The sequence below is a fragment of the Microcoleus sp. BR0-C5 genome, assembly GCF_036705045.1.
GTDB lineage: Bacteria > Cyanobacteriota > Cyanobacteriia > Cyanobacteriales > Microcoleaceae > Microcoleus.
Genome location: NZ_JAUBTR010000115.1, coordinates 1 through 13,638 on the forward strand (window position 1 = coordinate 1; position 13,638 = coordinate 13,638).

Annotated in this window: 10 protein-coding genes; all 10 read left to right on the forward strand. The window is 40.7% G+C overall.

Going from position 1 to position 13,638, the window contains the following annotated elements:
• The first annotated feature begins 533 nt into the window (after positions 1-533).
• Positions 534-1,226 (forward strand): heterocyst development glycosyltransferase HepC, encoded by a 693-nt coding sequence (gene hepC / locus QUB08_RS29910; protein WP_333229675.1) that lies wholly within the window; start codon positions 534-536, stop codon positions 1,224-1,226.
• A gap of 414 nt (positions 1,227-1,640) precedes the next feature.
• Entirely contained in the window at positions 1,641-3,485 is a 1,845-nt protein-coding gene (hepA, locus tag QUB08_RS29915; protein WP_333229676.1) for a heterocyst formation ABC transporter subunit HepA, read from the forward strand.
• Between the two features lie 108 nt (positions 3,486-3,593).
• Positions 3,594-4,370, forward strand: coding sequence for a class I SAM-dependent methyltransferase (locus QUB08_RS29920; protein WP_333229679.1), 777 nt, complete (start codon positions 3,594-3,596; stop codon positions 4,368-4,370).
• Between the two features lie 45 nt (positions 4,371-4,415).
• Positions 4,416-5,468 carry a glycosyltransferase family 2 protein gene (locus tag QUB08_RS29925; RefSeq protein WP_333229681.1) on the forward strand — a complete coding sequence of 351 codons (1,053 nt, stop codon included), beginning with the start codon at positions 4,416-4,418 and terminating at the stop codon, positions 5,466-5,468.
• Between the two features lie 33 nt (positions 5,469-5,501).
• The gene (locus QUB08_RS29930) at positions 5,502-6,521 is read left to right on the forward strand and encodes a glycosyltransferase (RefSeq protein ID WP_333229682.1); all 1,020 of its coding nucleotides are present in this window, start codon (positions 5,502-5,504) and stop codon (positions 6,519-6,521) included.
• A gap of 224 nt (positions 6,522-6,745) precedes the next feature.
• Complete coding sequence (locus QUB08_RS29935; protein ID WP_333229684.1) at positions 6,746-8,272, forward strand: hypothetical protein; 1,527 nt, start codon at positions 6,746-6,748, stop codon at positions 8,270-8,272.
• A gap of 405 nt (positions 8,273-8,677) precedes the next feature.
• Positions 8,678-9,922, forward strand: coding sequence for a glycosyltransferase (locus QUB08_RS29940; RefSeq protein ID WP_333229686.1), 1,245 nt, complete (start codon positions 8,678-8,680; stop codon positions 9,920-9,922).
• 97 nt (positions 9,923-10,019) lie between these two features.
• Positions 10,020-11,183 carry a glycosyltransferase family 4 protein gene (locus tag QUB08_RS29945; protein ID WP_333229688.1) on the forward strand — a complete coding sequence of 388 codons (1,164 nt, stop codon included), beginning with the start codon at positions 10,020-10,022 and terminating at the stop codon, positions 11,181-11,183.
• Positions 11,184-11,223: 40 nt separating this feature from the next.
• On the forward strand, positions 11,224-12,855 hold the full coding sequence (locus QUB08_RS29950; protein WP_333229690.1) for a glycosyltransferase family 39 protein: 1,632 nt from the start codon (positions 11,224-11,226) through the stop codon (positions 12,853-12,855).
• A 24-nt stretch (positions 12,856-12,879) separates the two neighbouring features.
• Positions 12,880-13,638: hypothetical protein (locus QUB08_RS29955; RefSeq protein WP_333229692.1), on the forward strand; the 759-nt coding region annotated here is incomplete at its 3' end.

The following is a 13,638-nucleotide window of genomic DNA, read 5'->3' on the forward strand; positions in this document are numbered from 1 at the left end:
TTGCATTGTGCTGTCGAGGGTTTGGTAGTTTTTCTCATTGTCAAATTCCTGTTTCTAGACTACTCATATTTATAAATGCACTATTTTGTTATTTTGTCAATGCGTAAGTCCTAGATAATTATGTAATTAATTTTGCTTAACTACTTAGAAAGCCCTTGTAGAGACACGGCAATGCCCTCAGTGTTCCTACGGGGATCTAGGGATATGGGGTGTACTTCCTAAACCTGCAATCTGCTGTAGCTGGCGATCGCTCCCAGTGGGCGAAGTTTCTTTCGACCATCATAAACAGGGTAACTCACCCGAATTTGGTATCACTTATTCGTTTGTATTCTCTAACACACTAAGTAGTAGTTTTTGTCAATACCTATAAAATAATATATTTTTGTAAAATCTTTTAGCTTTCTCTTAACCTGTGGTATAACCATAGGGAGGTGATTCTACTGAAGTAATGTGTAGCAACAGTTACAAGAAGCTGTTGAGTAATTTTATCCTACCTACAAAAAATACTAAAATTAGCCTGTAATTCAAAACCTATGGTCAACTCAACAGTTTCCAATTTAAATATCTACTATTCTGTAGAGCAACAGCATTCAAACAATTACTTACCTCACTGCATTCTTAAGTGGCGGCAGGGGCAGTTGTTCATCAGTCTCGGAAACCAGGACAAACAGCCCTACATATCTGCCTTTGAGAGTGAGCAACAGGTAGTAGAGTGCTTGAAACAATCTCCCGTACGGCTGGTTCGCCTCGACCTAAATTTAGGTGAGGCAGTGCTAAATCGCTGGGCAGGGGCCTGTGAGAAAGCCAATAAATCCGTATTTATACGGGGAAGCGTCGCTCAAAAACTGTCTCGAATGACTAGAAGGCAAAGCCAGTTTAGCCAGCCACTCAAGCAACTGATTTACTGGATTGTTGCCTTCCTCTTGCTGATAGTAGAGAGTCCAGTTATGCTGGCAACAGCTATATTGATCTACATTTATTCACCAGGAGCGATTTTCTCTAGGGAATGGCACATTGGGTCACGGGGCAAACTCTTCCGACTTCTTAAGTTTCGCACCACCATAGTTAATGATGATTTTCGGAGTGCATGGTTAGTCCGTTTGATGTGCAAGTACAACGTGGATAAGTTACCGCAGTTGTTGAATGTGCTACGCGGTGAGATTAGCTTGATGGATTCACATCCTTTGACTCTAGGGGAAGCTGCGCGGTTTAGCTCAGAAGATTAATCACAGTTGATTACGCTATTGGAAATGGTCGAAGCTCAGATGAAGGGAAATAATTCGCATGAGTTTGATGGGGTTCCACAGCAAGGTTGATATTCAATTTAAAAAGCTTCTACACTTTCTGCAAAGTTGGTAGAAGCAATATTGGGCTAAGGCTTTGCTTCGCTAACTATCCTACAAAAATCTTGATTTGTTGTTGGCAAATCTTAAATATATCTCGGAAATTATAAAAGAGGGAGGACATCTACCTGAAAGCATTACTGACTTAAGTGAAGTAAACTCAAAGGTATAATGCAAATGCTCATCAGATTTTAAAAAAATCGCGTTCATCAACCAGCTCCTCCAACTCTTGCCCAGCATGGAACTGAGGGTTAACGCTCAAGATATGCAGATTGACACTACTCCCTAGAAAAACTCATGTCCTTTAAACTTCCGGTTCCAGTTCGCAGTCTGCTGAAGACTACAAAATTGTGGAAAGAGAACTACCTGATACTACGAGAGTTCAAGCACTTTCGTAAAATTGCAATTTTAGCATTAGTATTCTCGTTTCTAGCTGCCACTTTCGAGGGGGTTAGCATTGGTTTTTTACTTTCCTTTTTACAAAGCTTGACCAGCCCTGATGCGAAGCCAATTCAGACAGGAATCGGTTGGATTGATATTTGGGTTCTGGGAGTCAATACATCCGCAAGTAGTCGGCTTTATCGGATATCGGCTCTGATTCTGCTAAGCAGTTGGATACGTTCAACTTTTAATTACTTATCACAGGTTTACATTGAGCTTACTCAACTCAGCCTGCTGGAGCGGCTCCGTATACAGATTTTTGAACAACTTCAGGCTTTGAGTCTGAGTTACTTTGCGAAGGTAAAGTCTGGCGAACTGATCAATACCATCACGACTGAAATTGAGAGGATTAAGTACGCTTTTAATGGAGCAGCTTTCTTATTCACTAGAATCCTAACCATCATAATCTACCTAGGGTCAATGGTTGTGCTGTCGTGGCAACTTTCCATAATATCCGTGATGCTATTCAGTCTTTTGATAGTATGCTTATCAACATTGAATGGCAAAGTGCGAGAGGCGAGCTTTGAAATTTCATCAGCTAGCGGTCAGTTCACATCAACAGCTATTGAATTTATTAACGGGATTCGTACAGTTCAGGCATTTGCTACTCAAGATTTTGAGCGTAAGCGTTACTATAATGCTACTTCTAACCTCGTCAATACCTCTATTAAAATTGTACGACGCTCGGCAATCATCAAACCTCTGGCAGAAGGTTTAGGAACCACAATTCTTATTGGTATGATTGCTACAGCTTTCGCGATTTTTGTAGCCAAGGGAGCTCTACAAATAGGGTCATTGCTGACATTTTTCTTTGTATTATTTCGCATAGTGCCAATTCTCCAGGAGATCAATGGAGCATGGGCGAGTATTGTCGGTTTGCAAGGTGCGGTAGAAAACGTTAAGGAACTTTTAAGAACGGATAATAAAAAATATTTTAAAAATGGTGATAGGGAGTTTGTCGGCTTAAAGCGCTCAATCGACTTAGTATCGGTGGATTTTGCCTACGATGACAGTAATTGGGTTTTAAATAACATTACGCTAACGATTGAGCGAGGACAGATGACGGCACTGGTTGGAGCCTCTGGTGCTGGCAAAACAACTCTAGCTGACCTGATTCCGCGATTCTACGACCCCACAGAGGGTGAAGTTCTCATCGATGGAGTCGCTCTGCGGCAGTTTGAGATCAACTCGCTGCGCCGAAAGCTAGCGGTGGTGAGTCAGGATACATTCATTTTTAATAATTCTGTCCGAAACAATATTGCATACGGTACAGAAATGGCAACTCAAGCGGCAATTGAAGAAGCAGCCCGACAAGCCAATGCCTTGGAATTTATCCAACAGATGCCTGAAGGCTTTGACACTCAACTAGGAGACAGGGGGGTGCGGCTGTCTGGAGGTCAACGTCAGCGGCTGGCGATCGCCCGTGCTTTATTGCGTAATCCAGACATTTTAATTCTAGACGAGGCAACCAGCGCTTTAGATTCTGTATCCGAGGGATTGATTCAGGACTCCTTGGAAAAGCTTTCTGTTGGACGCACGGTAATTGCGATCGCCCATCGCTTATCTACAATTGCTAAAGCTGATAAGGTGGTGGTGCTTGAACAAGGGCGGATTGTGGAGCAGGGAAAATACCAAGAGTTACTCGAACGGCGTGGCAATCTCTGGAAATATCATCAAATGCAGCAAACCCTTAATAAGTAGAGGGAGATAAATGGGCTTTCCGTAAAAACAGTATCTCCAAAACTTATTTCTATTTCACCAATTTGAGTAAGAAAGCAATTTTTTTTAACTAAAAAAGAGGAATGAACAATGAATCAATATACGACTGATTTTTTCCATACAAATCAAAAATATTCTTTGAGAGCGGCCCAATATATTGTTCCATTAGTTTTAGAAATTATCCCAGCACAACGAGTAATTGATATTGGATGTGGTGATGGAACTTGGCTAAAAGTTTTTCAAGAAAATGGTGTAGAGGAAATTCTCGGAATTGATGGAGATTATGTGGAGAACAGTAGTTTAGTCATTCCTAAAACAAAATTTTTGCCTTTTGATTTAACCCAATCTCTAACATTAGATGAAAAATTTGATTTGGTTGTATCTTTAGAAGTTGCTGAACATCTTCCTCCTAATTGTGCCGAGATATTTATTGATTCGCTGACCAATCTGGGTTCAGTCATTCTATTTTCTGCGGCAATTCCTTACCAGTGGGGAGAAAACCATATAAATACTCAGTGGCAAGATTATTGGATAAATCTATTTGAAAAACGAGGCTTTGTAGTAGTTGACTGCATTCGCCACAAGATATGGAATAACGAAAATGTTGCTGTTTGGTTTCGTCAAAACATTTTGATGTTTGTAAAAAAGAGTTATTTAGAAGTTAGCCCTTCACTACAGCAACAAATACAAATAAATAAGAATCCCTATTCTCATTTATCAATTGTACATCCTCAATTTTATCTGCGGGCTATAGAAAAAATGAAAAAAGAAGTTGATCCAGAAACAGTATCTCTTAAAGAAGTATTAAGCAAATTACCAATAGTGATGAAACAGGCAATCCAAAGAAGAGTTAACTTATTTAGATGAAAGAGCCACGAGGAGTCAACTTATATTATATAAGGTGCAATGGTTATGCCTGAACAACATCCTTCTCGAACAACAATACCCCCTTTTCCAGAGGGAACCCCACGACCCCTATGGTCGGTGATGATCCCTACCTACAATTGTGCCGAATATTTGCGCCAAACCCTTGCGAGTGTGCTGGCTCAAGATATAGGCCCCGATTTAATGCAGATTGAAGTGGTTGATGATTGTTCCACCAAGGATGATCCAAAAGCAGTAGTTGAAGAATTGGGAAAAGGCCGTGTTGGCTTCTATCGCCATCCCCAAAACGTTGGCTATATCCAGAACTTCAATACTTGCCTTCAGCGATCGCAAGGTCAACTCATTCATCTGCTACATGGTGATGATTGTGTACGCGATGGCTTTTACCACAAGTTGCAGCGAGCATTTGACGAACAACCAGAGATTGGTGCTGCTTTCTGTCGCATCATCAGAATGAATGAGCAGGGACACTGGCTTAATTTTACTGATTTGGAACAAGCTGAGAGTAGTATTCTCAGAAATTGGTTAGAACGAATTGCTGTTAGACAACGGATTGAAACACCTGCTATTGTTGTGCGACGAGAGGTTTATGAGAAGCTAGGTGGTTTTGATTCTCGCTTTACTTGCTGGGGAGAGGATTGGGAAATGTGGGTGCGGATTGCTGCACAATATCCAGTTTGGTATGAAGTGGAACCTTTAGCCGCTTATCGTAAACACCTGGCATCTCTTACAGGTAATTCTAGACGCACTGGAAAAAACATCCAGGATATACGAATAGCTATTCAGATTGTAAAAGCCTACTTGCCTGAACAAACATCAGAAAAGCTCTCACATAGGGCATTAGAACACTATGCCTTATATGCGCTTGGACATTCTATAAATTTTGCCAAACTTGGTGATTTGAGTGCTACTATGAGCCAAGTTAGAGAAGCGCTAAACTGCTCTACTTCACCAAAAGTAATTCTCGCCCTCATGAAGTTACTTCCTCGCATCATATACTTCATGATTTTGTCAACATTGCATCAAGCTAAGTCTACAAATACTCAACTGGAAGATCCACCCAGCCTTAATGCCAAGTAAAACCCGAATAATTAACAAGGAATGAACTAAGTTATGGAGCAGCTCCCTTATCGAGCAACTATTGCACCTATGCCAGAAGGAGTAGATCGTCCCTTGTGGTCAGTAATGATCCCGACTTATAACTGTGCTAGCTATCTACGCGAGACCCTAGCTAGCGTATTAGCACAAGCGCCAGGACCAGAACTCATGCAGATTGAAGTCGTAGACGATTGCTCTACTCAGGACGACCCAGCCGCCGTAGTAAAGGAATTAGGACAGGGGCGTGTTAGCTTCTATCAACAGCCAGAAAATGTCGGCTATATCAAAAATTTTGAAACCTGCTTGCAGCGCTCTCGTGGGAAGTTGGTGCATTTACTTCATGGTGATGACTGTGTACGAGATGGCTTCTATCGTAAGCTACAAAAAGCCTTTGATGAAAAACCAGAAATTGGTGTGGCTTTCTGTCGCACTCTCAAGATGGATGAACACGGTCACTGGCGAGATATTGAGCAACTAGAAGAGGTTGAAAGTGGCATTTTGAGTAATTGGTTGGAGCGAATTGCTGAAATACAACGGATTTCAACGCCATCCATTGTCGTGCGACGTGAGGTTTACGAAAAACTCGGAGGATTTGATCGTCGCATATCTTGTTGGGGTGAAGATTGGGAAATGTGGGTGCGTATTGCTGCACAATACCCCGTTTGGTATGAAGTTGAGCCGCTGGCAATCCGTCGTAAACATTCAACATCGCTTACAGGACGCACTATACGCGCTGGAAAAAATATCCAAGATGTGCGTAAGGCTATTGCAATAGTCAAGAACTACTTGCCGGAAAACAAAGCAGATAGACTCTCCAAAACAGCATCAAAAAATTATGCTCTTTATGCTTTAACTTCTGCTAGACAATTTACTCATTTAGGTGATATTAGTGCTGCAATGAATCAAATCAGAGAAGCTCTGTTATGTTCATATTCCTTAAAGGTAATTCTCTCTTCGTTGAAGTTGCTGACGTATGTATTGTATGTCGCTATGAGGTCAGTATTACGTCCTAAACATACCAGGAGTTCAGTTTAGATAGACCTCAATCACTCCCATTAGTGGTTGGCTAGGATCACGAGGCAGGGGGAAGGCAAGAAAGCTTTTACTCGGTTCGTGGAAAGTAGAGGAAAACTTTCGCTTCCCCGCACTAATCTCTAAACAAGTTCGTTCAGCATTAACAGGCTTATATTGTCGAACTCAAAAAATTTTTAGCTCTAAATTAAGCTGAAGAAGTCCCTTAAGTATCGTAAGTTAAACTCATGACCGAAATTATATCTAGTGCAATAAGTTTTCATCCCCACTCCATTGCTGATTATAAGATGAGACTTTTTAAGTGGAGCGGGCAACTATATCGTGGAATAGGTTCTGAGCGAACACCATTTTTTACACAATTGTTTGAACAAGGTGTAATCCAACTACTGGTAGAGCAAAGGCTTTTGATCGAGACTGAACTAACCCCTTTAAAAGTTAACGGGTTTGACATGGTAGTGAGTCATCGGTCAATACCTTTTACGTCATATTCTATTGAATGGTGCCCAGCAATGATTAAGGACGCTGCCCTTACTCTTTTAGATATTGCTATAGAACTGGCGCGACGTGGCTTTGCTTTAGAAGATGGTCATCTAGGAAACGTCTTATTTGATGGCTGCGAACCGTTTTTTGTGGATTTAGGTTCAATTAGACCTTTTGATGAATACGTGCACTATTTTAGGTGGGATGCCTACGCTCAGTTTTCTCAACTTTGCCTTTACCCACTGCTTCTCATGTCTCAAGGAAAAGATAAGGTTGCAAGACTGCTTATGGTTGATAATGAGGGCGTTCTCAAGACTGATCTCTTGTTGTTAACCCGAGGCTCTGGTTTATCAAGACGGCTTTCCAACCCACCACTACTTACACGTTTACAATTATGTTTGATGGAAATTTTGCCTGCTGAACAGCTTAAAGTGTTCAGAGAAAAATTGAAGCTTATTCAATCGTCTTTTAATAAAAAACCAAAAGAGTTACAAAAATTAAACGAATTACAAGAATTACAACAATTAAACGAGTTACAAGAATCTCAAAAATCTAACCCACAGACCTCGTTTTTAGAAAAAATCACACACAATTATTACTTAAAATCTTTAGAGAAAATCCGGCAAGATGTCCATAGCATTAGCTTACCCTGCTTCACAACCCTCTTGTCCGAAGAATCAGAAGCTTTCTCCTGGTCATCATGCCAAGATACATGGACAGCCAAACAGGTAAGCGTATACAAAACTCTCACTGAGCTAGGCCCCTCCTCAGTGCTAGACATAGGTTGCCATACGGGAGCGTATTCTAAGCTTGCTGCTAGTTTAGGAAGTCAAGTAGTAGCTTTTGATAAAGATATAGGGTGTGTTACACAACTTTATTATGACGCTCATGAAAAAAAATTGCCGATTCTTCCCTTACTCATGGACTTTACACAACCCACTCCAGCTTATGGTTTATCCAATTATCGATATGTTGCTGCTACTGAACGCTTTCAATGCGAGATGGTTCTGGCTTTGGGGTTAGTTCATCATATTGTATTTGAGCAACATCCACAGTTCGAGCAAACAGTAGAGGGATTTGCACTGTTCTCAAAGCGCTGGTTGCTTGTAGAATTCGTTCCGATTGAAGATCCAGAATTAGCTGAATTTCGCTCACCAAGGCATTCTTGGTATACGCTTGAAAATTTTATGAACACGCTTAGTAAATGGTTTAGCAGCATCCATACTCTGCCATCTTACCCCGAACCACGTGTTCTACTGCTGTGCGAGAAGTAGAAGTCTAGTCAACTTAATCTACTAGCTCTAAAAATTTAAGTCTACTATTTCAAAGCTGTACTTTGAGTTTACTTACTTTTACCCTGTCTGACAGCCGATTAATCCCCAGACTATGCGAATTATACCAACCTACAGTTGTCAACCAGGGCAAACGCATCATGTCAACAAGCGGGAATTTTACCGTGCTTGTTGCGACTATTATCGATAGCTGTAGTTTATTGAAAAGAGATTTGACTGCCGATAGCGGTGGCTATTCCTCAAAACACTACTACTATTCTCCCGGCAATTTAGATGCGTTTGCCCTGAGTTGTCAACCTAGTAAGAATAAGTTGACCTCCAATTAAAGCGGTTTGTATTTAATTTTATAAATTCCCTGGACGGGCTACAGTTTAACCAGTAAAACCAATGAACCAAGATAGAACCAAAATTCTAATTCATCTTCCCTTTCCGCTCAAACCTATTAATACTGGTGCCAAGCGTAGGATTGTGGGAATATTAAACTATTTCAAAGAGCGTAATGACTTTTTTTCGGTAGATGTAGTAGCTAGCAATGAATTTAGAAGTAAGCTTTGGGACTCCGAACAAAAGCAAGAAGTCCTCAAGTTGGCAGAAAGAATCTTGGTTTACGAAGACGAGCATAACTTATTTGATTTTTTGTATTCTAGAAGTCAAAGCTTTTATTATCAAAAAATCTTACGAGAGCAGCTACCTGTTGATTCGAGATACTGCACCCCCCCTGGATATATTAAGTTTGTTAAAAATTTAGTATCTACCGAAAAATATAATTTCATATTGATTAACTACCTAGAGTATGCTAATCTAGCTATGGATTCCAATTCCTGTGTAGCTAAAACATTGATTGATATGCACGACCTATGCTGTGAGGCTCGCATAGCAAGAAAAAATATATCTCATTTGAAAGGACTGAAATTTGACTACGAATCTAACTTGAATCGAGAAATTAACCTCTTGAATAAATTTGATGTGGTACTAGCTAATTCTCACCACGAAATGGCGCTCATCAGCTCACATCTTTCGTCTCAAAAACTCCACTTAATCCCACATCTAGTTGAAGATTCTAACCATTTCCTCAGCCTAGCTTCATACTCCTCTAGAGAGTTTAAGTACGATCTGCTGTTTGTGGGCGCTAGATACCAACCTAATATAGATGGACTCAACTTTTTTCTCACATCTATTTTTCCAGAAATTATTGAAGAGAAGCCAGATACTAAGCTGGCGATTGCAGGCACAGTAACCCAATCTGTTCAAATTGAGGCATCTTTAGAACAGAATGTTGACTGTCTGGGATATGTTCCGGACTTATCCGATCTGTACTTAAAATCGAGGTTGGTGATTTGTCCTTTACTAACCGGTTCTGGAACCAAGGTTAAACTGCAAGAAGCAATGGCTTATGCAATTCCCACGGTGACGACTACAACGGGTGCTTCCGGGTTGAATTTGATAGATGGTGTAAATGCCTTGATCACAGACGAACCAACTGTTTATGCCCATCAAATTCTACGCCTACTTAAGGAACCCGAACTCGCTCAAAAGCTTTCTGAGGAAGTTGCTATGACGTTCAAAAATCATTACTCCAACTCAGCGGTTTACTCAAAACTTGATCAGTTGCTCGGAATCTCACCCTCCTAAACTTGAATTCTGATTCTACAGGGATAATCAATGGAATTAGACAATTTGCAAACTTGAAAGACACTTTTTATGGAGATATCTATCTCTAAGTAAGCCCATGAAAATCTTGCTCACCATTCATCACGATCTAAATCCCAATGCAGGTGCTCCTGGTGCAACGTGGCAACTTGGTCAGGAATATCAAAAGCTAGGGCACGAAGTAGAATACTATTCCTTCGATAACCTTCCAGACAAGTTATCAGGGCTGGTAGAGTCGATAATGTTTCCTGGGTTTGTAGCCAGTCAGATCTCGGCTCTTGTAAACAAAGAAGCTGTCAATGTAGTTGATGCTTCTACCGGAGATGCTTGGATATGGGCAAAAATGCGCCGAAGCTCTAGAGAAAACACCCCTCTTCTAGTGACGCGCAGCCACGGTCTTGAGCATAGTATGCACCTGGAAAACTTAGAGGAGGCTCGTCGGGGCAAGTTGCAGTTGAGTTGGAAGTATCCGCTCTATCATGGAGGCTTCCGGCTGTGGGAAGTCGCGACTTCCATGCGCTATGCGGACCTGGTTGTGCTGCTCAATCACCACGATGCAGAGTATGCTGTTGAAAAGTTGGGTGTCAATTCGGAACGGACGCGCATCGTTGCTAATGGGGTTCCAGAGAAATTTCTGAATCTACCCTACGAGCCGATGCCAGAAGCAGAGGATTCAGCCATTTACATTACCCAAGTAGGGAATTATATTGCTCGAAAGGGGGTTGAGTACGGCGCAAGTGCATTAAATGCAATTCTCGCTCGCTATCCCCAAGTGAAGGTAAGTTTTTTGGGAACGGGTTGCTCAGAAGCAGAAGTCCATGCAGATTTCGAGCCGGCTGTACGCGATCGCATCCGAGTCATTCCGCGCTACAGTCATGACACACTACCCGACCTCCTGCGCGGACATCACATCAAGCTCTTGCCCACCCTCTCTGAAGGGTTTAGCTTGGCTCTCACTGAAACTATGGCTTGCGGTCTAGCGCCTGTAACGACAACAACACCAGGACCAATGGAGATCGTGCGTGATGGAGAAAATGGTATTTTAGTCCCGGCTCGCGATAGTCAGGCGATCGAGCAGGCTTTGGAACGCCTGGTTACAGACCGCCCCTACCTTGAGCAGCTACGCCGTAATGCTTACGCTACCGCACAACACTACAGTTGGAAGCGTATCGCCCGCGATAACCTGGCTTTCTATGAAGAAGCGTTGTGCCAAAGAAGTTGCCTGGAGGCGCTCAAAAAGTAAACTAGCCCTGACGATTGATAAAATAAGTAGGTACTAGAACATGAGAAGTTGGATTAGGTACGAAGAGCAAATATCTCGGCATTCAAAGCTCATTTTATTTGGTATTTTATTAGCAGGTTTTTTACTGCGTCTCTATGGAATTAAAGCTAATCTGCCTGATATTTACAGTAATGGTGAAGCGGGACGAGTTAGCAATGCTGTAGAGATGTTAGCCAATCGCGATCTAAATCCTCACTGGTTTGGTCATCCAGCAACCACTGTTATTTACCTACTGGTTTTTGTATATGCCTGCGTTTTTTTAGCAGGTAGAGTTTTAGGAATTTTTGCTAGTGCTGATGACTTTAAAGCACTTTACTTTCAAGATCAAACTATTTTTTTTTTAAGTGGGCGTCTTCTTGGTGTCTTATTTGGTCTGATCACAATTTGGCTCGTCTACTTAGTCGGTAAGAGAATTTTTAATAGAACAGTAGGTTTAGTCGCAGCAGCTTTAATTGCTATCACTCCGATTCATGTCTCAGGTTCACAGTTAGCGCGAATGGACAGTTTAATGCCCTTGCTTTTGCTGCTTTCATTTTGGTTATGTTTAAGAATATTTGAAAAAAACAAATTATTAGACTATGTATTAGCTAGTTTCTTGCTAGGTCTAGCTATCGTAACCAAATATCCTGCTGTTGTTTTTGCGTTGACTATTATCTTGACCTTTTTTCTTAGCAAAGGATGGCTTCACCAAGGCTTGGTCAAAGTATTTAGCAGTATTGCAGCCTGTATTGCAGGAGCTTTTGTAGGCTCTCCTTTTCTATTTATAGATTTTAAACAAGTGCTTATTGATGTGGCAAAGGAAGCCAGATCGGAACAAGTTAGCGTAACGGGAGGCGGGCTGATCGCCAACCTGAGATGGTATATAGAAAATCCTCTTGTAAACTCTTTTTCGATTTATGGAATTCTATTGTTGAGTATTGGATTTTTATTCTGTGCCTTTTCCAAAAGAAAAGAAGCATTAATATTAATTAGTTTTCCCCTTATATTTTTAATATTTATATCTTTCCTCAGTTTAAGGTGGAATAACTGGGTTATTCCTATTCTTCCTTTCAGTTGTATAATACTTTCTTGGGCTATTTATCAACTATCGAACTTGACTAACAAATATTTTATAAAATCAGTAACTTGGATATTTTTGTTTTCTTTCTGTATTATTCTTGCTTCTCTTTCAAGTGCAAGCCTCGCACAAGGTCGTGAAGCTTCTGGAACCGACACAAGAATTCAGGCAGAACGATGGGTAACTACTAATATTCAAAGCGGAAGTGCTCTTTTAATAGAACCTTATGGTCCTAATTTTCCAAAGTCCTCATTCAAATTATTTCAAGTTGATCGAGATAAGCAAGGAGCTTTGTTCCAAATCGAGCCTAATATTTATACGAGACATGCTAAAATTCGACCCTTAGACTTTGGTCGAATAGGAGAAATTGGAGATATTGAGGATATTGAAGCTAAGGGTATCCAATACATGGTTATAAGCCATTGGTATGATTTGTATTTGGCAGAAAAGGAAAGGTATCCAGAAATAGTTAAAAATTATCAACGCCTTATTTCCTCTGCTCAACTTATTTATGAATTTAATCCGGTTCCTAAAATTAATCGGGGTCCGAAAATTCGCGTTTATGAATTTAAATAGTTTTATATCTCTGGAGATTAAGAAATGAAGATTCAATCAATATTGCATTGGTGGGAAAGGTTATCCACAAGGATAAGCCTCGGTCAACTCTATATCCTACTGACTGTTTTGAATGCTTCTTTTCTGAGCGGACTATGGTTTTTATTTCCTAATATAAGAAGTGCTTTGGTGGAAGAGAATGAGTTATTAGAAAACTTAACCACAATTTTATATTTTGAAACCTTTGTGCTTGGTTTGATTTTTTTTACAAAGTTAAAGGATAAACATGCTCGAAAGTTTTACCTAATTATCCCGTTCTTAGGGCTGCTTGCCGCCTTAGACGAAATCAGCTTTGGCTACCGGATGTTCTGGTTTAAAGCGCCTCTAGTTGGTGGAGTGAGAATTGATTCGCTACATGATGTTTTCTTCTTACTCTTGGTAACGGTTAAACCTATTTTGAAGCAAAATTTAATGATTTTGTTTGTTCTTTTAGGAGTATTCGCTTGCTTACTACTGCTTGGATTGATTTGGGCAATTAAGCATTTGCAAAAAGTGAGAGTGATTGTTCGCCAAGGGATAAATTATTTAGCCTTAGCGCTCAACCGTTACCCTCCACTAGGCTTCTTGCTCATCACTGTAGGCTACGGTGTTGTATCGATACTGATAGATCTCGATATTTTTATCAATGATTTTTTGAAGTTTTTTGAAGAATTAGTTGAAATGAATGGGGAGCATCCCGATTTTGCAAGTATACAAAAGTATGATAAAATGCGCTGCTTTTGGGAAAAGCCAACACTTAGCTTC

Excerpts from the sequence above, each read along its gene's own strand:
- hepC (WP_333229675.1), top strand. The coding sequence starts at position 534 with ATGGTCAACTCAACAGTTTCCAATTTAAATATCTACTATTCTGTAGAG.
- hepA (WP_333229676.1), top strand. The coding sequence starts at position 1,641 with ATGTCCTTTAAACTTCCGGTTCCAGTTCGCAGTCTGCTGAAGACTACA.
- QUB08_RS29920 (WP_333229679.1), top strand. The coding sequence starts at position 3,594 with ATGAATCAATATACGACTGATTTTTTCCATACAAATCAAAAATATTCT.
- QUB08_RS29925 (WP_333229681.1), top strand. The coding sequence starts at position 4,416 with ATGCCTGAACAACATCCTTCTCGAACAACAATACCCCCTTTTCCAGAG.
- QUB08_RS29930 (WP_333229682.1), top strand. The coding sequence starts at position 5,502 with ATGGAGCAGCTCCCTTATCGAGCAACTATTGCACCTATGCCAGAAGGA.
- QUB08_RS29935 (WP_333229684.1), top strand. The coding sequence starts at position 6,746 with ATGACCGAAATTATATCTAGTGCAATAAGTTTTCATCCCCACTCCATT.
- QUB08_RS29940 (WP_333229686.1), top strand. The coding sequence starts at position 8,678 with ATGAACCAAGATAGAACCAAAATTCTAATTCATCTTCCCTTTCCGCTC.
- QUB08_RS29945 (WP_333229688.1), top strand. The coding sequence starts at position 10,020 with ATGAAAATCTTGCTCACCATTCATCACGATCTAAATCCCAATGCAGGT.
- QUB08_RS29950 (WP_333229690.1), top strand. The coding sequence starts at position 11,224 with ATGAGAAGTTGGATTAGGTACGAAGAGCAAATATCTCGGCATTCAAAG.